Genomic DNA, 21,104 nt, shown 5'->3' with positions numbered 1-21,104 from the left:
GCGGAGGCGAGCTGGGAGGAGGGCCTCACGTGCGGCGGAGAGACGATCCGAGGATCGGACCGGCCGGGTGACGCACCTGCGCGAGGACCGACGGGCCGCGCGACGCACAGCGGCGGGCGGACCGCAGCCCTCCGGCTCCGGCCCGCCCGCCGCTCGTCGAGGCCGCCTCGACGGCGGCCCTCCGCTCAGCTCTGCGGCGGCGAGTAGAACTGGAGGTCGTTGCCCTCCGAGTCCTTGAAGGGGAGGATGCGGCCCCACTCGTGGTCGCTGATCTCGCCCTCGATCGACGCACCGCGCGCCGTGAGGCGCTCCAGCTCGTCCTCGATCGAGCCGTCGGGCTGGAACGAGATGACCGCCCCGCCCTGCTCGGCGACCGTGGCCGACTCGCGGGCGTTCAGGCCGATCATCAGCCCGCCGGCGTCCAGCTCCGACCAGTCGTCCGAGGTGTCCTTGACCTCGAGGCCGAGCGTGTCGCGGTAGAACGCGACCGCCCGCTCCATGTCCGTGACGGGGACCCAGACCGTTGCGACTCCTGATGCCATGTCGTGCTCCTTCGCTCGATGATGCCGTTCCTCCCACGCTAGGTCGGGGACGCCCGGAGCGGGGGCCCTTGCGCCGACGCGCGGAGGCTGCTCTCGCGCGGGCGCCTCTCCGCCGAGCTGCCGTGCTCACGCGCCCGGCAGCGGTGAGGCGCCGGCTTCCCGCTGCCCGTCAGTGCCGAGACACCGCCCCTCGCCGGCGTCCCGGCGCGCAGCGGGACGTCTCGGCCCGGCCTCCGCGCGCGTGCGCCCCCCCCCCGCCTCAGCGCTCGGCGACGAAGCGGTGCACCACCGCGAGGTCCTCGTCGCCGAGGCCGGCGTCCACCAGGTCGCGGAACACGGTGCGGAGCGTGCCGAGCAGCGGAGCGGAGGTGCCCGTCGCCTCCGCCTCGTCGGCCGCGGCCCGCAGGTCCTTGTCCATGAAGGAGGCGACACCGGTCGGGGTGTAGTCGCGGGCGACCAGGGCGGCCCGCTTGGTCTCGAGCACGCGGCTGCCCGCGTAGCCGCCCTGCAGCAGGGCGAGCAGCGTGTCGAGGTCGAGGCCGGAGCGCTCGGCGATCACGGCGGCCTCCGCGATCGCGGTCATGGTCGCGGCGACGACGAGCTGGTTGCAGGCCTTGGCCACCTCGCCGGCGCCGAGCGGTCCGAGGCGGACGGCGGTCCCGCAGGCGGACAGGACGGGCAGCACCCGGGCGACGTCCTCCTCCGCCCCGCCGACCATGATCGAGAGGGTCCCCGCCTCGGCGCCCTCGGTTCCGCCGCTGACGGGGGCGTCGATGAGGCGGAGCCCTGGGTGGCGTCCCGCCAGCTCGCGCAGGCCGGAGGCGGACACGCTGGAGCAGACGACGAGCACGAGGTCCGCCCCGGCCGCGAGCACGCCCTCCTCTCCCTCGAGCACCTCCTCGAGCTGCGGCAGGTCCGGCACCATCACGATCAGCACGTCCGAGGCGGCGGCGAGCGAGCGGGCGGAGTCGTGCCACTGCGCCTCGGGGACGGCGCGTCTGGCGCGGTCGGCGGAGGCGGGGCGCGCGGTGATCCCGAGCGGGACGCCGGCGGCGACGAGGCGTTGGGCCATCGGGGCGCCCATGCTCCCGAGCCCGACGAAGCCGGTGCGCGCGGGCGGGAGGGCGACGGTCGTGGTGTCCGGCATGCGCCCAGCATATCGAACAGGGTTCACAGGAGTGAAGTAGGGTGGGCGCGGGCCGATTCGGGGGAGAGCCTCCCGCACCGTCCCGCGAAGGGACACCCGTGACCGATCGCCTCCGCGTCGTCATCGCCTCGCCGCTCAGCCCCGAGCTGATCGCCCGCATCGTCGAGCTCGAGCCGCGCCTCGACGTCGTCGCCGACCAGAGCCTCCTCCCTCCGATGCGCCACCCCGGCGATCACGGCGGAGACCCCTCCTTCCAGCGCACCCCGGAGCAGCAGCGCGCCTTCGACGAGCTGGTCGACTCCGCCGACGTGCTCTACGGCGTGCCGGACGAGACCCCCGCCGCCCTCGCGCGCACGGCGTCCGCGAATCCGCGCCTCCGCTGGGTGCAGACGATGCCCGCGGGCGGAGGCGCGCAGGTGCGGGCCGCGGGGCTCGACGACGCGCAGCTCGAGCGCATCGCGTTCTCGACCTCGGCGGGAGTCCACTCCGAGCCGCTCGCCGAGTTCGGGGTCTTCGGACTCCTGGCCGGTGCCAAGTCCCTCCCGCGCCTCCAGTCCCTCCAGCGCGAGCGCGTCTGGGGCGGCCGGTGGACGATGGGGCTGATCTCGGAGCAGACGGTCCTGATCGTGGGGCTCGGCACGATCGGGCGCGCGACGGCCCGCAAGCTCCAGCAGCTCGGCGCCCGCGTGATCGGCACGAGCCGCCACGAGACCGAGGTCGAGCACGTCGACGAGATCGTCGCCCCCGACGCGATCGCGGAGGTGGCGGGCCGGATCGACGGGGTCGTCGTCACGCTCCCCGGCACCGCCGCCACCGAGAAGCTGGTCGGCTCCGAGTTCTTCGCCGCACTGCGCCCCGGCGCCTCGTTCGTCAGCGTCGGCCGCGGGACGGTCGTCGACGAGGAGGCGCTGCTCGCCGCGCTCGACGACGGCCGCGTCGGCTTCGCCGCGCTCGACGTGGTGGCGGAGGAGCCGCTCGAGCAGAGCAGCCCGCTCTGGAGCCACCCGAGCGTCCTGATCAGCCCCCACACCGCGGCGCTGAACGTCGCGGAGGACCGCCTGATCGCCGAGCTCTTCGCGCGCAACGCCACCCGCTTCCTCGACGGGGAGCCCCTGATCAACCGAGTCGATACGGTGGAGTTCTACTGACACCGCCCCCGCGAGAGGACGACATGGCCCGCCCCGATGCGCCCCCGACGACGGTCGACTCCGACAGGGGCTCGGGCGCCCCGGCCGTGTCGCGCGCGATGCGGATCCTCGACCTCCTCGCCGACGCGGGCGGCCCGCGCACGCTGACCGACATCGCCCGCGAGCTCGGGATCGCCAAGTCGTCGACGTCGAACCTCTGCGTCGCGCTCGAGGAGGGCCGGCTCATCCGCCGCGTCGGCTCCGGCTTCCTCCTCGGCCGGCGCACCGTCGAGCTCGGCAGCCACTACCTCGCCGGCTTCGACCCGGTGCGCGAGTTCTACCGGCTCTGCGAGGAGTCGCCGGTGCTCTCGCGTCAGCTGGTGCAGATCGCGCTGCTCGACGGCACGCGGGTCCTCTACCTGGCGGTGCACGAGGGGCGGGAGCGGTTCGCGCTGTCCGCGAGCGTCGGCGACCGGTACCCCGCCTCCGCCACGGCCGTCGGAACGGCGCTTCTGGCCGAGCTCGACGACAGCGAGATCGCCGAGCGCTTCGCCGACGACCGTGACATCGTCGTCTTCACCGACCGGTCCACGTCCTCGACCCGCGAGCTGCTCCGCAAGGTCGCCGCGGCGCGCGTGCGCGGCTACGCGATCGACGACGGCGAGCTGCACCCCAGCGTCCTGGGCGTCGCCGTCGCGGTCCCGGCCGCCACCCGCTCCGATCTCTCGGTCGCGGTCGGCGTCTCGCTGGTCCGGCCGGTCGCCGACGATCAGGAGGAGGTCGTCGCGGCCCTCCGCGAGGCCGCCGCGGCGCTCGGCCGCCCGCCCCTCGTGGCCGGAGGACACGCCTGACACCGTCCATCCTGTTGAATGCCGTTCAGTGGGCTGTTACGCTCGGTCCGTCCCGCCCGCGCGGGCCGGAGTGAGCGAGGCACCGTGGCGACCAGCAGCAGCAGCACCAGCAGCACCGGCGGCGTCCAGCCGAGGGGCGTCCGCTGATGCGCCTCGCGCGGATCCGGGCCGATGGCGGACCGGCCGTCGTCCTCCAGGTCGCGGGGGAGTGGCGCGAGATCGAGGACGCCTTCGCCGCGGAGCCGATCGAGACGGGCCGCCGCTGGCCCGTCGAGGGCGCGCAGCTGCTGGCCCCGGTGGAGCCCCGCGTCATCCTCGGCATGGCGCACAACGGCTCCGCGGTCGACCGGCTGCTGCCCCCGCAGGCCTTCCACAAGACCGCGCACACGCTGGCCGGGCCCGGCGACCCGATCGTCCTCGACGAGGGCATCGGCCCGGTGGTCGTCGAGGGCGAGCTCGCCCTGGTCATCGGCCGCACCGCGCGGCACCTCACGCCCGAGGACGCGCTCGCGCACGTGCTCGGAGCGACGGTCGCGAACGACGTCACCGCTCCCGGGATGATCGCCGCCGACGGCCTCTTCCTCCAGGGCAAGAACGGCGACGGCTGGACGCCGCTCGGACCGTGGATCGAGACCGGAGTCGACGTCGACGCGGTCGGCATCACGGTGAGCGTCGACGGGGACGTGCGGGCCGTCTCCTCCACTGCGCGCCTCGGCTGGCGCGCCGCCGAGATCCTGGTGCACCTCACCTCCCACCTCACGCTCCACCCGGGAGACGTCGTCCTCACCGGCTCGCCCGGCACAGCCGTCGAGGTCGAGCCCGGCCAGGAGGTGCTGATCGCCCTCGACGGGATCGGCGCGCTCGCGAGCCGCACCGTCCCGGGCCCTCCGCGCGCGGCGCCTCCGCAGCCCTGACACCCGCTCCGACCCTCTGGAGGAACCGTGCTCTTCGACCTGACCGACCGCGTGGCGCTCGTCACCGGATCCAGCCGCGGCATCGGCCGCGCCGTCGCCACCGGCCTCGCCGAGGCGGGCGCCACCGTCGTCCTGAACGGCCTCGACCCCGAGCGCCTCGAGGCCGCCCGCGCCGAGCTCGCGGAGCGGTTCCCCGGCACGGACGACCGCCCGCGGATCCACGCCCGCGCCTTCGACGTCACCGACGACGCGGCCGCCGAGGCGGGCGTCGCCTGGATCGAGGAGGCGGTGGGTCCGTTGCGCATCCTGGTCAACAACGCCGGCGTCCAGCACCGCGTGCCCCTGCTCGAGCTCGAGGTCGCCGACTGGGAGCGGGTGCTGCGCACGAACCTCACCAGCGCTTTCGTGGTCGGCCGGGCGGCGGCGAAGCGGATGATCCCGCGCGGCGCCGGGAAGATCGTCAACGTCGCCTCGGTGCAGGCCGATCTCGCGCGGCCGACGATCGCGCCCTACACCGCCTCGAAGGGCGGGATCCGCAACCTCACCCGCGCGATGACGGCGGAGTGGGCGCAGCACGGCATCCAGGTCAACGCGATCGCTCCGGGGTACATCCACACCGAGATGACGCAGGGCCTCGTCGACGACGAGGCGTTCAACAGCTGGATCCTCGGCCGCACGCCCGCCGCGCGCTGGGGCCGCGTCGAGGACCTGATCGGCCCCGCCGTCTGGCTCGCCTCCGACGGCTCGGACTACGTCAACGGGCAGGTCGTCTTCATCGACGGCGGCATGACCGTCGTCGTCTGAGCCACCCCTCGACCCACCGAACGGAACCCGCATGACCGCGCTCGTCCCCGCCTCCACCACCCGCGTCGTCGTCCACGCCGCCGGCGACCTCCGCGTCGAGGAGGCGCCGCTCGCGCCGCGCGGCCCCGGCGAGGCCCTCGTCGCCGTCGCGTACGGCGGGATCTGCGGCTCCGATCTGCACTACTGGACGCACGGCGCCGCGGGCGAGTCGATCCTCCGCGAGCCGCTGACGCTCGGCCACGAGGTGGTCGGCACGGTCGTCGAGGCAGCGGTGGACGGCTCGGGACCCCCGGTCGGCGCGGCCGTCGCCGTGCACCCCGCGACCGCTCGCGGCGAGTGGCCCGACGGGCGCCCCAACCTCGCGACCGAGGGCACCTATCTGGGCAGCGCCGCGCGGATGCCGCACACCCAGGGCGCGTTCGCCCGCCACGCGGTGCTGCCGGCGCGCATGCTCCGCGAGCTGCCCGCCGGTCTCGGGCTCCGGGAGGCGGCGCTCGCGGAGCCGGCGAGCGTCGCCTGGCACGCGGTGTCGCGCGCGGGTGAAGTGTCGGGACGGCGCGCGCTGGTGATCGGCAGCGGCCCGATCGGAGCGCTGATCGTCGCCGTGCTGAAGCGGGCGGGGGCGGCCGAGATCGTCGCCGTCGACCTGGCCGAGGAGCCCCTCGCGATCGCCCGGGCGGTCGGCGCGACCCGGACGATCCGCGCGACCGACGCCGTCGCGATCGCCGAGGTCGCGGCCGACGTCGTCTTCGAGTCCTCGGGCAGCCCGCGCGGCCTCGCCTCGGCCGTCCGGGGCGCCGCCCGCGGCGGCACCGTCGTGATGGTGGGACTCCTCCCCTCGGGCGAGCAGCCGGCCCTGATCTCGCTCGCGATCACCCGGGAGCTGCGCCTGATCGGCTCCTTCCGCTTCGTCGACGAGATCGACAAGGTGCTGGCGGCGCTCGCCGACGGGAGCCTCGCGGTGGCGCCGGTGGTCACGCAGGTGGTGCCGCTGGAGCGCGCGCTCGAGGCCTTCGAGCTCGCCCGCGACGCCTCGCGCTCGAGCAAGGTGCTGCTCGACTTCACCCCGTGACGGGCGCTCGAGGCGCCTCCGGAGGGTCGGGATCGCCCGAGCGTTCGGGGTTCCCTCGGACGGCGGTGCCGCCGGAGCACTACCGTTGCACCATGGCGTCCACCGATACCCCCGATTCCGCCCCCGAAGCCGACACCGCTTCCGAGAGCGCCCCCACGCTCACCTTCTCCGACCTCGGTCTCTCCGACCCGGTCCTCAAGGCCCTCAAGGAGGTCGGCTACGAGACGCCCTCGGCCATCCAGGCCGCGACGATCCCGTCCCTCCTCTCCGGCCGCGACGTCCTCGGCGTCGCCCAGACCGGCACTGGCAAGACCGCGGCGTTCGCGCTGCCGATCCTCTCGCGCCTCGACGTCTCGCAGAAGACGCCGCAGGCCCTCGTGCTGGCCCCGACCCGCGAGCTCGCGCTGCAGGTGTGCGAGGCGTTCGAGCGCTACGCGTCCGGCCTCCGCGGCGTCCACGTCCTCCCCGTCTACGGCGGCCAGGGCTACGGCACCCAGCTCTCCGCGCTCCGCCGCGGCGTCCACGTCGTCGTCGGCACGCCCGGCCGCATCATGGACCACCTCGAGAAGGGCACCCTCGACCTCTCGCAGCTGAAGTTCCTGGTTCTCGACGAGGCCGACGAGATGCTCAAGATGGGCTTCGCGGAGGACGTCGAGACGATCCTCGCCGACACCCCCGTCGAGAAGCAGATCGCGCTGTTCTCGGCGACGATGCCCGCGCAGATCCGCCGCATCTCCGGCAAGTACCTGAAGGAGCCGGAGGAGATCACGGTCAAGAACAAGACCACGACCTCCGTCAACACCACCCAGCGCTACCTGATGGTGTCGTACCCGCAGAAGGTCGATGCGCTCACCCGCATCCTCGAGGTCGAGAACTTCGAGGGCATGATCGTGTTCGTCCGCACGAAGAGCGAGACGGAGACGCTGGCCGAGAAGCTGCGCGCCCGCGGCTACACCGCGGCGGCGATCAGCGGAGACGTGGCCCAGGCCCAGCGCGAGCGCACCGTCGAGCAGCTGAAGTCCGGCAAGCTCGACATCCTCGTCGCGACCGACGTCGCCGCCCGCGGTCTCGACGTCGAGCGCATCAGCCACGTCGTCAACTACGACATCCCGATCGACACCGAGTCGTACGTCCACCGCATCGGCCGCACCGGTCGCGCGGGGCGTAGCGGAGCGGCGATCAGCTTCGTCACGCCGCGCGAGCGCCGCCTCCTCGCCGCCATCGAGAAGGCCACCCGCCAGCCGCTGACCGAGATGCGGATGCCGAGCGTCGAGGACGTCAACGTCACCCGCCTCTCGCGCTTCGACGACGCGATCACCGCGGCGCTCGCCGACACCGAGCGCCTGCAGCGCTTCCGCGACATCATCGGCCACTACGTCGAGCACCACGACGTGGTCGAGTCGGACGTCGCCGCCGCGCTGGCCATCGTCGCGCAGGGCGAGGAGCCGCTGCTGCTCTCGCCCGACGACCCCCGCTTCGCCCGTCGCGAGCGCGAGGACCGCGACTCCCGGCCCGACCGCGGCGACCGTCCCGAGCGCGGCGACCGCTTCGACCGCGGCGGCGACCGGGGCGAGCGTCCCGAGCGCCGTCAGCGCCCGGCGAACAGCAACCTCGCCTCGTACCGGATCGAGGTCGGCCGCCGCCAGCGCGTCGAGCCCCGCCAGATCGTGGGCGCGCTCGCGAACGAGGGCGGCCTCAACCGCGGCGACTTCGGGCACATCGACATCCGCCCGGACTTCTCGATCGTGGAGCTGCCGGCAGACCTGCCCCAGGACGTGCTCGACCGCCTCGCCGACACCCGCATCAGCGGCCAGCTGATCGAGCTGAAGCCCGACCGCCGTCCGAGCCGCGCCGGCGCCGACCGCGGCGCACGCCCCAGCGGCCCGAGCCGCTCGAGCGAGCGCCCGGAGCGCAAGCCGCGCTACTGACGCCTCCCGCCCCGGCGGACGGGCCTCCGCGAGATGCCACTCCGGTACAGCGACACCCGCGTGTCGCGTACCGAAGTGGCATCTCGCGTTCGTGCGGGGTGCGGTCGCAGCAGCCGCCCCTGGGAGGACCGGCGCTTCGCGAGATGCCACTTCGGTACGCCGACAGCGGCGTGTCGCGTACTCAAGTGGCATCTCGCGGAGGTGCGGGTGCGGGCTCAGCGGCGCAGGACGCGCCGGGCCAGCACGTTGCCGAGCAGCTGCACCAGCTGCACGATCACGATGATCACGAGCACCGCGGCCCAGGTGACGACCGGCTCGAACTGCCGGTAGCCGTACTGGATCGCGAAGTTGCCGAGCCCGCCGGCGCCGATGTAGCCGGCGACCGCCGACATGTCGATCACGGCGACGAACACGAACGTGTAGCCGAGGATCAGCGGACCGAGCGCCTCCGGCAGCAGCACCGTGCGGACGATCCGGAACCTGCTCGCTCCGACCGACCGCGCCGCCTCGATGACGCCGGGCTGCACGGTCAGCAGGTTCTGCTCCACGATCCGCCCGATGCCGAAGGCGGCGCCGAGCGAGAGGGTGAAGACGATGGCGTCCGTGCCGATGCCGGAGCCGACCACCAGCCGGGCCAGCGGCTGGGCAGCGGCGATGAAGATGATGAACGGGATCGGCCGGAACACGTTCACGATCACGTTGAGCAGTCCGTGGACCGCCCGGTTCGCGTAGAGGGCGCCGCCGCGGGTGAGCGCGAGGCCCAGTCCGATCAGCAGTCCGCCGAGCCCGCCGAAGAGGAGGCTCAGCGCGACGATGTAGAGCGTCTCGCCGGTCGCCTGGACGAGCTTGGGCAGGAGCGGGATCAGCTCGTTCATCGGGGCACCTCCGTGAGGGCGACGCGTTCGCCGAGGCGGGCGAGGAGGGGGTCGACGACGCCGTCCGGCGCGTCGAGGGCGACCGTGAGGTGGCCGAAGGCCCGCCCGCGGACGTCGGTGATGCCGCCGTAGACGAGTTCGAGCGGCACGCCGGCGGCCGCGACCTCGGCGAAGACGTCGCCCTGGGAGGCGGAGTCGTCCGAGAACGAGAGCGTGACCAGCCGGCCGCGGTGGCGCGCGCGCAGCACGGCCGCCTCCGCGGGCGAGGGCACCGAGCGGACGACCGTGGAGACGAAGCGGCGGGTGACCGGCTCGCGCGGGGCCGAGAACACGTCGAAGACGGGCCCGCGCTCCACGATGCGGCCCGACTCCATCACCGCGACCTTCGTCGCGAGCTGCTGGACCACGTCCATCTCGTGGGTGATCACGACGATGGTGACGCCCAGCTCCTCGTTGATGCGGCGGAGGAGGGCGAGCACCTCGCCGGTGGTGTCCGGGTCGAGCGCGCTGGTGGCCTCGTCGGCCAGCAGGATGCGCGGGGAGGCGGCGAGGGCGCGGGCGATGCCGACGCGCTGCTTCTGCCCGCCCGAGAGCTGCTCCGGGTGGCTGCGCGCCTTGTCGCTCAGGCCGACGAAGCGGAGCATCTCGTCGACGCGGGCGCGCTGCTCCGCGCGCGGGACGCCCGCGACCTGCAGCGGGTAGGCGACGTTCTGCCCCACGGTCTTCGAGCCGAACAGGTTGAACTGCTGGAAGATCATCCCGATCCCCAGGCGCAGCCGGCGCAGCTCGCGCTCGGGCAGGCCCACGGTCTCGCGGCCGTCGATCTCGATGCTGCCGCTGGTCGCGGGCTCGAGGGCGTTGACGAGGCGCGCGAGCGTGCTCTTGCCGGCGCCGGAGTAGCCGATCACGCCGTAGACGTCGCCCGCCTCGATCTCGAGGCTCACGCCGTCGACGGCCGCGGTCGGGGCGGCGCCGCGCCCTGCGCCGGGGTACACCTTGCGCACGTCGGTCATGCGGATGAGCGGCACGGGGCGCCCTTTCTGTTGCGGGGGAGGCGCGGGACCGCGCCGGTGGGGAGCTCCGCGAGCGGAGGACCCGACCGGCGCGGTGCCGCGGGTGCCGGAGTCAGGAGGCGGCGGCGATGTCGGTCTCGGCGGACTCGAGCGAGGTCTCCAGCTCGGAGGCGGGGGTCTTCAGGAAGACCGCGGTGCCGCCGGACTGCTCCGAGACGCCGTCGAGCACGTCCTGGCTGTCCTGGTAGATCGAGACGAGCTTCGTGTAGGTCTCGTTCTCGGCGTCGTCGGCCCGGGCGGCGAAGATGTTCGTGTAGAGCAGGGAGGCGGGGTCGCTCGGGTCGTCCTGGGCGATCGCGTCCGAGGCCTTCAGGCCCGCGTTCTCGATGAAGTCGTTGTTGATGATCGCGGCGGCCACGTCCGGGAGCGACGTCGGGGTGAGGGAGGCCTCGAGCGCGGTGACCTCCACCTTCGAGGAGGACTCGACGTCGTCGACGTTCGAGAGCACTCCGCCGCCGTCCTTCAGCTCGACGAGCCCGGCCGACTGCAGCACCAGCAGCGCGCGCGCCTGATTGGTCTCGTCGTTGGGGATCGCGACGGTGGAACCGGCGGGGATGTCCGCGACGTCGTCGTACTGCGAGGAGTAGAGGCCGAGCGGGTAGATCGCGGTCGCGCCGATCGGCACGAGGTCGGCGTCGGCCGAGGTGTTGTACTGCGCCAGGTAGGCGATGTGCTGGAACTGGTTGAGGTCGATCTCGCCCTCGGTGAGGGCGGGGTTGGGCTGGTTGTAGTCGCTGAAGTCGACGATCTCGACGTCGATCCCGGCGGCGGCGGCGGCCTTCTCGTAGGTGGCCCAGTAGGGGTCGCTCGCGCCGACCACGCCGATGCGGACGGTGTCGTCGCCGCCGCCCGCGCCGGAGCAGCCGGCGAGGAGGAGGGCGGCGGAGGCGGCGATCGCGGAGGTCGCGAGGAGTCGGGTGCGCAGGGTCATGGCTGTGGGGATCCTTCCGTGGAGAGGATCCGGGCACTCGGCGCCGACCGGGCGGTGCTGGTCACCGCCGGCGCTGCGACCGGCCTCCGGTCGCTCGGCGCCGCGACTGCGCGGATCCCGGGGATCACCTTACGAAGGCGGTCGGACCCGCGCGGAACCCGCGCGTAACACGGCGACTCGGAGGCAGAGGAGGCGCGCTCACCACGCGAGCGCGCCGTCGCGGCTGCTCGGCGCGGGGTCGCGCCGTGGAGCGCGGCCAGCTCGAGAGCGCGCCGCGGCGCCGCTCAGCGCGGGATCGCGCTGTGACGGCTGCTCAGCGCCGCGACCGCGCCGCGCCGCACGCTCAGCTCGCGAGCGCGCCGTCCTCGCCCGCCGACGCCTCGTGCTTGGCGATCCGCTTCGCGATCGCGTCGCGCTCGGCCCGGAGCGACGCGATGGTCGGCTTGTCCAGGCGGGGGTCGGCCAGGTCGGCGAAGGGGCTCGCGGCGCCGGTGCGCGCGGACACGAGCGCGGCGTACGCCTTCGTCGCGGCGCGGAGCTCGGCTCCCGCCCGTTCGACCTTCCGCGGCTTCGACTCCTTGTCCGAGACGAGTCGGGCGTGCTTGTCGAGGGCGTCTACCAGCGCGCGATGCGCGGCGTCAATCTTCTTGCTCATAGGCGCATTATGGCGCAGGATCGGCGCACGGCGCCGACCGCGTTCCCGCACCCACCCGCGGTCACCCTCCGCGAGATGCCACCTGTAACGACGACACGCCGCGGCGGGGCGTCACAGGTGGCATCTCGCGAGGAGGGGACGGGCGGGTCAGCGGGCGACCGGCGTGGAGACGGACGACGCGCCCGCGCTGGTGGCCACCGCGTCGAGGACTCGCTGCACGTCGAGGGCGTCGGCGAAGGTGGGCGTGACCGCCGTGCCGCCGGCGATCGCCTCGACGAGATCGACGACCTGGTGGGTGAAGAGGTGCTCGTAGCCGATGCCGTGCCCGGTCGGCCACCAGGCCGCCATGTACGGGTGCGCCGGCTCGGTGACCTGGATGCGCCGGAAGCCCTGCGCCTCCTCGGGGTCGCGGGCGTCGTAGTACTCGAGCTCGTTCATCCGCTCGAAGTCGAAGGCGATCGAGCCGAGCTCGCCGTTCACCTCGATCCGGTTGGCGTTGCGGCGGCCGGTCGCGACGCGGGTCGCCTCGAAGACGCCCAGGGCGCCGCCCTCGAAGGAGGCGGTGAAGGCCGCGGCGTCGTCGACGGTCACGGCGCCGCGCGGGGCGTCGGCACCGGCACGGCCGCCGAGGCCGACCTGCTCGCTGAGCACGGGGCGCTCGGTGGTGAAGGTGCGCAGCGTCGCCGAGACCGAGGTGATGCCGCGGCCGGTCAGCCACTGGGCGGTGTCGATGCTGTGCGCGCCGATGTCGCCGAGGGCGCCCGAGCCGGCGCGCTCCTTCTGCAGGCGCCAGGTCAGCGGCGCCTCGGAGTCGGACAGCCAGTCCTGCAGGTACTGGGCGCGCACGTGGCGGATGTCGCCGAGGCGGCCCTCCTCGATGAAGCGCTTCGCGAGGGCGAGAGCCGGGGTGCGACGGTAGCTGAAGCCGCACATCGCCACCTTCCCGGAGGCGGCGGCCGCGGCGACCATCCGCTCCGCCTCCTCGACGGAGTTGGCGAGGGGCTTCTCGCACAGCACGTGCTTGCCGGCCTCGAGGGCCGCGATGGCGATCTCGGCGTGGGTGTCGCCCGGGGTGCAGATGTCGACGAGGTCGATGTCGTCGCGGGCGATGACGGCCCGCCAGTCGGTGGAGGCCTCGCTCCAGCCCAGCCGCTCGGCGCGCTCGGCGGTCGAGTCGGGGTTGCTCCCCACGAGCACGGCGAGCTCGGGGCGGAGGGGGAGGGGGAAGAAGCGGGAGGCGGTGCGCCAGGCGTGCGAGTGGGTGCGGCCCATGAAGGCGGTCCCCACCATCGCGACGCGCAGGGCTCGGTCGTTCGACATCGTCGTCCTTTCGTCGGCCGTACGACCCTGCCACGGGTCGGGGCGCGGGCGCTACCGCGCTCGGCGAGGCCGCCTCCGGGGCGACGCGCCCGGGCTGCACGGACATGAGCGCCTTCATAGGGTTCGGAGAGCGCTCTATCACGGACGGAATGTCTCAACCGCCGCCGTCAGGTGTCGCGTAATCCCGCGGATCCCTGCCCTGACGCGATAGCAGGAAGCCCTCCGGGCGACTGGGCGATCACCCGAACCGCCTTCGAATCGGTTCAGAACTTTTGCTTGACCCGCGACGTAAGTGGAAGTAGCTTCATCCGCATGGTCACCGCAGACCCCCGCAGCACTGCTGCACAGCCTCTTCCCCGCACCTCCGACGAGTCTCAGCAGCTGCTTCTGCAGATGCGCGGCATCGTGAAGGTCTTCCCCGGCGCCCGTGCTCTCGACGGCGTCGACCTCGATGTCCGACCCGGTGAGGTGCACTGCCTCCTCGGCCAGAACGGCGCCGGCAAGTCCACCCTCATCAAGACCCTCGCCGGGGCCCACCAGCCCACCGAGGGCGAGATCCTCGTCGACGGGAACGTCGTCACGATCCCGTCCCCGACGGCGGCCCTCGCCCTGGGCATCGCGACGATGTACCAGGAGCTCGACGTCGTCGACGGCCTCTCCGTCGCCGAGAACATCTTCCTCGGCCACGAGCTCTCCCGCGGCGGCTTCACCGCCCGGGCGAAGGCCACGAGGATCACCCGCGAGCTGATGGAGCGCCTCGGGCACTCCGAGATCTCGCCGAACCGCGAGGTCGGCACGCTCTCCGCCGCCGGCAAGCAGATCGTGCAGATGGCCCGTGCCCTCTCGCACGACGCGCGGGTCATCATCATGGACGAGCCCTCCGCGGTGCTCGACTCCGAGGAGGTGGAGAACCTCTTCCACGTGGTGCGCCAGCTCACCGCCTCCGGCGTCGCCATCGTCTACATCTCGCACCGCCTCGACGAGATCCGCGCCATCGGCGACCGGATCACCGTGATCAAGGACGGCGCGACCGTCGCGCAGAACCTCGCGGTCGCCGACACCCCCACCTCGAAGCTCATCACCCTGATGACCGGCCGCGCCGTCGAGTACGTCTTCCCGGACCGCCAGGAGCTCGACGTCGAGGCCGAGACGCTGCTGAAGGTCGAGAAGCTGGGCCTGCAGGGCTCCTTCTCGGACGTCTCCCTCGAGATCCGCGCCGGCGAGGTCGTCGGCCTCGCGGGGCTGGTCGGCTCCGGCCGCTCCGAGATCCTCGAGACCATCTACGGGGCGCGCCGCGCCAGCACCGGGACGGTCAGCGTGGCGGGCAAGCGCCTGCGCGCCGGCTCCGTCACCTCAGCGGTCGACGCCGGCATCGGCCTCTGCCCGGAGGAGCGCAAGAGCCAGGGCCTGCTCCTGGACGAGCCGGTCTACCGCAACATCACCCTCTCGACCTTCGACCGCTTCGCCAAGCGCGGCTTCCTCGACGAGCGCTCCGAGCGCGCGGCGGCGGCCGAGCAGGCAGTCTCCCTCGACCTGCGGCCCTCCGGGGTCGACCGCGACGCCCGCACCCTCTCCGGAGGCAACCAGCAGAAGGCGCTCCTCGCCCGCTGGCTCGTGCGCGGCTGCCGCGTCCTGCTGCTCGACGAGCCGACCCGCGGGGTCGACGTCGGCGCACGGGCCGAGATCTACACCCTGATCAGGGACCTCGCGACCAACGGCGCCGCCGTGCTCGTGGTCTCCAGCGAGATCGGCGAGGTCCTCGGACTCTCCGACCGAGTGCTCGTGATCTCCGACGGCGCCGTGGTCCACGAGGGCCCGGCCGATTCGATCGACGAGCACCGCGTGCTCGATCTCGTCATGGAAGGAAGTGCAGCGTGAGCGGACAGCTCGACACCGCGTCGCCGTCGATCGGCGGTCCGCAGGAGGACGCCGCCCGTCACGCGTCGGCCGCGACGGGAGGCTCCTCCGGGGGCGTGCCCTCGAAGGACTCCCGCTCCGGGATGGCCCGCCTCATGCAGGGCTCCCTCGGCCGCAACGTCGGGCTGCTGCTCGCGCTGGTGATCCTCTGCATCGTCGGATTCGCGACCGCGGGGGAGCGCTTCGCCAGCGTCGACAACGTGCTCACGATCCTCCGCCTCGCCGCCGTCATCGGCGTGCTGAGCATCGGCATGACGTTCGTCATCACCTCCGGCGGCATCGACCTCTCGGTCGGCTCCGTGATGGGGCTCGCGACGGTCTGGGCGAGCACGGTCTCGACCCAGTACTACGCGGCCAACACCTCCTGGCTGGTGATCGTGCTCACCGCGGTCGTCGTCGGCCTCGTCTGCGGCCTCATCAACGGCGCGCTGATCGCCTACGGCCGGGTCGTCGCCTTCATGGCGACCCTGGCGATGCTCGTCGCCGCCCGCGGCTTCGCCGAGCTGATCTCGAACCGCCAGACGCAGGTCGTCACGGTCACGCCGTTCCTCGACTTCTTCCGCGCCGACGTGCTCGGCATCCCGGTGCTCGTGCTGATCTTCGTGGTCGTCGCCGTCGCCGGCTGGATCCTGCTCAACCGCACCACCTTCGGCCGCCGCACCATCGCGGTCGGCGGCAACCCCGAGGCGGCCCGCCTCGCCGGCATCAAGGTCCGCCGCCACACCATGTACGTCTACGGCCTCGCCGGGCTCACCGCCGGCATCGCCGCCGTCATGATGCTCGCCCGCACCACCGCCGGAAGCTCGACCAACGGCCTCCTCTACGAGCTCGACGCCATCGCGGCGGTCGTCGTCGGAGGCACGCTGCTGGCCGGCGGCCGCGGCACCATCGTCGGCACCGTGTTCGGCGTCCTCATCTTCACGACCCTGACCAACGTGTTCACGCAGAACAACATGTCGACCTCGACTCAGGCCGTCGCGAAGGGCGCGATCATCGTCGCCGCCGTCCTGCTGCAGCAGCGGTTCGCCGCCCGCGGCAGGAAGTCCTGACCCCGGGGCTCCGGCCCCGCTCCTCCACACACAGCAACCCACCCGACCACTCAGGTCACCTCTCCGCAGGACACGTGTGCCCTCGGACCCCTCGGATCGATCGAAGGAGATCACTTCCATGCCCGCACGCCCCTTCACCCGCAGCCGCCTCTCCCGCACCGCCCGACTCGGCTCGGCCGGCGTCGCCTTCGGCGCCGTCGCGCTGATGCTCACCGGCTGCATCTCGAACGCCCCGGTCGAGACCGGCAACGCCGCCTCCGGCGGGACCGCCGCCGCCGTGGCCGCCTCGGACAACGACGCCTCCGGCGACAACGTCGTCATCGGCTTCACCGCTCCCGCCGCCGACCACGGCTGGATGGGCGCGGTCAGCCGCGCCGCCATCGCCGAGGCCGAGAAGTACGACGACGTGGAGCTCCGCACCGCGGAGGGCACCAACGACGTCAACCTCCAGATCAGCCAGGTCGAGACCTTCATCAACGACGGCGTCGACGCGATCGTGCTCCTGCCGATCGACGGAGCGGCGCTCACGCAGGTCGCCACCCAGGCGATGGAGGCGGGCATCACCGTCATCAACGTGGACCGCGAGTTCTCCAGCCCCTTCGCCGCCCGGTCGACCATCCTCGGCGACAACTACGGCATGGGCGTCAGCGCCGGCACCTACATCTGCGAGGAGCTCGGCGACAACCCCGACGCCGTCGTCGCCGAGATCGCCGGCATCGACTCCCTCCCGCTGACCCAGGAGCGCAGCCAGGGCTTCTCGGACGCGCTCGAGGGCTGCGGACTCGACGTGGACAACCGCGTCGCCGCCGACTTCACCGTCCAGGGCGGAGAGCAGGCCGCGGCCAACCTCCTCCAGGCCGCGCCGAAGATCGACGCCATCTGGAACCACGACGACGACCAGGGCGTCGGCGTCCTCGCGGCGATCGACACGGCCGGACGCGACGAGTTCCTCTTCGTCGGCGGCGCCGGCTCGGCCAACGTGATGCGCGCGATCGAGGCCGACGACTCCGTCGTCAAGGCCACGGTCGTCTACCCCTCGACCCAGGCCGCGGACGGCATCAAGCTCGCCCGCCTCGTCGAGCAGAACAAGTCGATGGCCGACACCAGCTCGCTCGGCGTCCCGCGCCAGATCCAGCTCTTCGCGCCGGTCGTCACCAAGGACAACGTCTCCGAGTACCTGCCCTCGGCCTTCGAGTCCTGATCGGCCCCACCAGCCCGGGTCGGCGCGGGAACCATCCCGCGCCGGCCCCCACCTCGGCGCCGCCCCGGGATCACTGACGACCCGCAGCGCAGCGCCACCGGCATCCGCGAGAGGAGGAGGAGTGCAAGACACCGGCCCCAGGGCCGGACAGGAGGAGACCGGATCCGCTCAGTCGTGCGGACAGCGACGGACCCGGCCTCTGCGATGAACACCTCATTGAAGGAATCACATCACGCATGAATGGTAAGCGATCCTCGAGAAGAAGCATCAGGCGTCTTCTCGCACTCGGCATCGCCGGGATGGTGACGGTCTCCGGACTCACCGCCCTCGGCCTGCCCGCCTCGGCCCACGACGGAGTGGACCACGGTTCCGAGGGCGGAGCATCCGCTCTCGACTGGAGCAACTACGAGAAGGTCCTGCTGACGAAGAACGTCGGCGAGCCCCTCGACCTGGCCGTCCTCCCGGACAAGTCGGTCCTCCACACCGCTCGGAACGGCGAGATCCGCCACACCGACCCCAAGACCGGCACCACCCGTGTCGTCAACACGATCCCCGTGTACCAGAACTCGGAGGACGGACTGCAGTCCGTCGGCATCGACCCCGACTTCGCCGAGAACAAGTGGGTCTACCTCGTCTACGCGCCCCCCGGGAACACCCCGACCGGCGCGGCTCCGAACATGCTGCCCGAGGGCGCGACCGACAGCTACTGGGACCAGTGGAAGGGCATCAACCGCCTCTCCCGGTTCAAGTGGACCGGCTCGGGCCTCGACCTCGCGAGCGAGCAGAAGATCATCGACATCGAGACCCAGCGCGGGCAGTGCTGCCACGTGGGTGCCGACTTCGACTGGGACGCCGACGGCAACCTGTACCTCTCCACCGGCGACAACACGCCGGCGAGCGCTCCGGGTGCCGCGGGCTTCGCGCCGAACAACGACGCGCCCCGCATGAACCCGGGCTTCGACTCGCGTCGCGGCGCCGGCAACACGAACGACCTCCGCGGCAAGATCCTCCGGATCACCGTGCAGGAGGACGGCTCGTACACGATCCCCGACGGCAACCTCTTCCCGGTGGGAACCGAGAAGACCCGCCCCGAGATCTTCGTGATGGGCGTCCGCAACCCGTTCAAGATCGACGTCGACGCCGAGACGAACACCCTCTCCTGGGGTGACTACGGCCCCGACGCCACGAAGGCCGCTGCGGCCGACGGCGTCCGCGGCCCGATGGGCCTCGTCGAGTGGAACGCGACCGGACTGGACGAGCCGCACAACTCCGGCTGGCCCTACGTCCACGGACCGAACGCGCCGTACAACGAGTGGAACTTCGAGACGTCGACGCCCCGCGGCTTCTTCGACCCGGAGAACCTGAAGAACAACTCGCGCTGGAACACCGGCCTCGTCGACATCCCGGACGCCAAGGCGGCGACCGTCTACTACGGCGACAACCCCGGCGACCAGCCGTTCGACGAGCTCGTCAACTTCGGGACCAGCACCGGCCAGGGCCCCATGGGCGGACCGGTGTACCACTTCGACGCGGACAACACCTCGACGTCGAAGTTCCCGGAGTACTGGGACAAGAAGACCTTCTTCGGCGAGTTCTCGCAGGACTACATCGCGGCGTTCACGCTCGATGAGGACCGCGCGGTCACGCACATCGAGGACTTCCTCCCCAACGCGGCGCTCAGCCAGGCCGCGCAGCCGATCCACGACAACCCGATGGACATGGAGTTCGGCCCCGACGGGTCGATGTACGTGATCGAGTACGGCGACGGATTCTTCCGCGCCAACCCCGACGCGGGCCTGTACCGGATCGACTACGCCGAGGGCAACAAGGCGCCGCAGGCCCGCTTCACCGCGACCCCCCTGTCCGCCTCGCAGACCCCGCTCGAGGTCACGTTCGACGCCAAGGGATCGACCGACCCCGAGGGCGACGCGCTCACCTACGACTGGGACTTCGACGGCGACGGCACCTTCGACGCCACCGGAGTGACCGTCAAGAAGACCTACACCGAGCTCGGACAGTTCACGGCCCGTCTGCGCGTCACCGACGCCAAGGGCAAGTTCAGCCTGACCTCGCGGGTCATCTCGGTCGGCAACCAGGCGCCGCAGATCCAGATCCAGACGCCCGGCAACGGCTCGTTCTTCAACTGGGGCGACGCGATCCCCTACCAGGTGACCGGCAAGGACGCTGAGGACGGCGACCAGATCGTCAGCAGCCGCGTGGGCTGGACCTACGGCCTCGGCCACGACGAGCACGCCCACCCCGAGGTCACCGGCACCGGTGCCAAGGGAGCGTTCCCGACGTCCAAGGACTCGCCCGAGCACGGCCCCGGCGCGCTGCTGTACGGCACCGTCGTCGTGACCTACACGGACGGCGGCTTCAACGGCCTGCCCCCGGCTGCGGCCGAGGCGACGCTGCGGCTGAACCCGAAGACGCAGGAGGCGGAGCACGCCGCCCGTGAGGGCGTCCTGCCCTACGCGGACACCACCGCCAGCGGCGGCAACGCCGTCAGCGGACTCGGTGCGGGATCCTTCCTGCGCTGGGACCCGGTGAACTTCGCCAACCTGACCGGCGTCGTGGTCCGCGCCACCGGTGAGGGCACCGTCGACCTCCGCTGGAACGCTGCCGACGCAGCGCCCTTCGGAACGGCGACCATCCCCGCGGGAGCCGGCTGGAAGGACGTCCTCGTCCCCTTCGGCACCAACGTCCCCCGCGGCACCGGCTCGCTCTACGTGACCTCGCCCAGCGGCCTGTCGCTCGACTCCCTCACCTTCCAGGGTGCCGGCGCCGGTGACAAGACGGCTCCGACCGTCGCGGCGACCCTCGACCCGGCAGCGCCTGCGGGCGTCGGCGGCGTCTACAACAAGCCCGTGACCCTCGGCCTCACCGCCACGGACAACGGAGCGCTCTCCACCGTCCAGTACTCCGCCGACAACGGCACGACGTGGACCACGGTCCGCGCCGTCAACGGCGCGTACACGGTCCCGTTCACCACGAACGGCGCCCGGACGATCCAGTACCGCGCCACCGACACCGGCGGCAACGTCTCGGCGGTCGGCACGGTGAAGTTCACGATCGACCTGGCCGCGGCGAACGCCCCGACCGCCGCGTCGACCACCACCGTGGCGCTCTCGGCTCCCCGCGTGACCTTCGGGGCACCCGGCGAGGCGACCGTCACGGTCACCGGTCAGGGTGGGAACCCCGGCGGAGAGGTCGTCCTCTACGAGGGCGCCACCGAGCTGGGCCGCGCGACGCTGAAGGACGGCAAGGCGACCTTCGCCCTGCCGAAGACCCTCGGCGCCGGCACCCACACCCTCCGTGCGGCGTACGGCTCGGACGCCACCTTCAAGGCCTCGGAGGGCACCGCCCGCCTGATCGTCTCGAAGGCCGCCTCGGAGCTCACCGCGACCGTCTCGCCCAACCCGGTCAAGCCGGGCGCCAGCGCGCAGGTCACGGTCGACGCGAAGTCCTCGACGGGTGTCGCCGGCACCGGTCAGGTGAGCGTGATGGTGAAGAGGAACCTCTCCACCGTCGCGATGCTCACCGGGACCCTCGACGAGAACGGGCACGTCGTGGTGACGCTCCCGAAGCTCGCGGCGGGCAGCTACAAGCTGACCGTCACCCACACCGCCACGGCGGACACCAACGCCGCGTCGGCGCTGCTGAACCTCACCGTCCAGCAGTAGCCCCCGCGCAGGGGT

17 protein-coding genes are annotated in these 21,104 nt (G+C 72.4%); 10 read left to right on the top strand and 7 right to left on the bottom strand.

The annotated features are described in order from the left end of the window. Positions 1-185: 185 nt before the first annotated feature. A complete protein-coding gene (locus GSU40_RS14675; RefSeq protein WP_160035508.1) occupies positions 186-542 on the bottom strand; it encodes a VOC family protein in 357 nt (118 codons plus the stop codon). A 259-nt stretch (positions 543-801) separates the two neighbouring features. Next, positions 802-1,689, bottom strand: a complete 888-nt coding sequence (locus GSU40_RS14670; RefSeq protein ID WP_160035506.1) for an NAD(P)-dependent oxidoreductase — start codon at positions 1,687-1,689, stop codon at positions 802-804. Between the two features lie 98 nt (positions 1,690-1,787). Between GSU40_RS14670 and GSU40_RS14665 the strand changes: the two genes are divergently transcribed. The 6 genes from GSU40_RS14665 (at position 1,788) to GSU40_RS14640 (ending at position 8,385) form a co-directional block, all read left to right on the top strand. Beyond that, positions 1,788-2,837, top strand: a complete 1,050-nt coding sequence (locus tag GSU40_RS14665; RefSeq protein ID WP_244229505.1) for a D-2-hydroxyacid dehydrogenase — start codon at positions 1,788-1,790, stop codon at positions 2,835-2,837. Positions 2,838-2,860: 23 nt separating this feature from the next. Further along, positions 2,861-3,667: an IclR family transcriptional regulator gene (locus tag GSU40_RS14660; RefSeq protein WP_160035502.1), complete on the top strand. Its 807-nt coding sequence runs from the start codon at positions 2,861-2,863 to the stop codon at positions 3,665-3,667. 146 nt (positions 3,668-3,813) lie between these two features. Further along, on the top strand, positions 3,814-4,581 hold the full coding sequence (locus GSU40_RS14655) for a fumarylacetoacetate hydrolase family protein (RefSeq protein ID WP_160035500.1): 768 nt from the start codon (positions 3,814-3,816) through the stop codon (positions 4,579-4,581). Between the two features lie 27 nt (positions 4,582-4,608). Then, a complete protein-coding gene (locus GSU40_RS14650) occupies positions 4,609-5,385 on the top strand; it encodes an SDR family oxidoreductase (protein ID WP_104345752.1) in 777 nt (258 codons plus the stop codon). Between the two features lie 31 nt (positions 5,386-5,416). After that, positions 5,417-6,457: an L-idonate 5-dehydrogenase gene (locus GSU40_RS14645; protein WP_160035498.1), complete on the top strand. Its 1,041-nt coding sequence runs from the start codon at positions 5,417-5,419 to the stop codon at positions 6,455-6,457. Positions 6,458-6,549: 92 nt separating this feature from the next. Then, positions 6,550-8,385, top strand: a complete 1,836-nt coding sequence (locus GSU40_RS14640) for a DEAD/DEAH box helicase (RefSeq protein ID WP_104237941.1) — start codon at positions 6,550-6,552, stop codon at positions 8,383-8,385. 215 nt (positions 8,386-8,600) lie between these two features. Here the strand turns inward: GSU40_RS14640 and GSU40_RS14635 are convergent, their stop codons facing one another. From GSU40_RS14635 to GSU40_RS14615, 5 genes are all read right to left on the bottom strand, one after another. Continuing rightward, positions 8,601-9,260, bottom strand: a complete 660-nt coding sequence (locus GSU40_RS14635; protein ID WP_104275888.1) for a methionine ABC transporter permease — start codon at positions 9,258-9,260, stop codon at positions 8,601-8,603. Beyond that, positions 9,257-10,288 (bottom strand): methionine ABC transporter ATP-binding protein, encoded by a 1,032-nt coding sequence (locus GSU40_RS14630; RefSeq protein WP_244229504.1) that lies wholly within the window; start codon positions 10,286-10,288, stop codon positions 9,257-9,259. The genes GSU40_RS14635 and GSU40_RS14630 overlap by 4 nt, the downstream gene beginning before the upstream one ends. A gap of 97 nt (positions 10,289-10,385) precedes the next feature. Continuing rightward, positions 10,386-11,264 (bottom strand): MetQ/NlpA family ABC transporter substrate-binding protein, encoded by an 879-nt coding sequence (locus GSU40_RS14625; RefSeq protein WP_160035496.1) that lies wholly within the window; start codon positions 11,262-11,264, stop codon positions 10,386-10,388. Positions 11,265-11,607: 343 nt separating this feature from the next. Beyond that, complete coding sequence (locus GSU40_RS14620; RefSeq protein ID WP_104233529.1) at positions 11,608-11,919, bottom strand: hypothetical protein; 312 nt, start codon at positions 11,917-11,919, stop codon at positions 11,608-11,610. A gap of 147 nt (positions 11,920-12,066) precedes the next feature. Then, a complete protein-coding gene (locus tag GSU40_RS14615) occupies positions 12,067-13,239 on the bottom strand; it encodes a Gfo/Idh/MocA family oxidoreductase (RefSeq protein ID WP_104226598.1) in 1,173 nt (390 codons plus the stop codon). Between the two features lie 393 nt (positions 13,240-13,632). Here GSU40_RS14615 and GSU40_RS14610 point away from each other — a divergent pair, with 393 nt between their 5' ends. The 4 genes from GSU40_RS14610 to GSU40_RS14595 all read left to right on the top strand — a co-directional run bounded on the left by GSU40_RS14610 (position 13,633) and on the right by GSU40_RS14595 (position 21,089). Beyond that, the gene (locus GSU40_RS14610) at positions 13,633-15,117 is read left to right on the top strand and encodes a sugar ABC transporter ATP-binding protein (RefSeq protein ID WP_208543410.1); all 1,485 of its coding nucleotides are present in this window, start codon (positions 13,633-13,635) and stop codon (positions 15,115-15,117) included. Positions 15,118-15,239: 122 nt separating this feature from the next. Next, positions 15,240-16,205 (top strand): ABC transporter permease, encoded by a 966-nt coding sequence (locus GSU40_RS14605; protein WP_104222491.1) that lies wholly within the window; start codon positions 15,240-15,242, stop codon positions 16,203-16,205. A gap of 118 nt (positions 16,206-16,323) precedes the next feature. Next, complete coding sequence (locus GSU40_RS14600; protein ID WP_104222461.1) at positions 16,324-17,406, top strand: substrate-binding domain-containing protein; 1,083 nt, start codon at positions 16,324-16,326, stop codon at positions 17,404-17,406. A 236-nt stretch (positions 17,407-17,642) separates the two neighbouring features. Further along, positions 17,643-21,089: a PQQ-dependent sugar dehydrogenase gene (locus GSU40_RS14595; RefSeq protein ID WP_160035494.1), complete on the top strand. Its 3,447-nt coding sequence runs from the start codon at positions 17,643-17,645 to the stop codon at positions 21,087-21,089. The last annotated feature ends 15 nt before the right edge of the window (positions 21,090-21,104 follow it).

The sequence above is a fragment of the Rathayibacter sp. VKM Ac-2805 genome (genome assembly GCF_009834265.1).
Classification (GTDB): Bacteria; Actinomycetota; Actinomycetes; order Actinomycetales; family Microbacteriaceae; genus Rathayibacter.
Note: the sequence above shows the minus strand (reverse complement) of the source record. Positions and strands in the feature narration are given on the sequence as shown.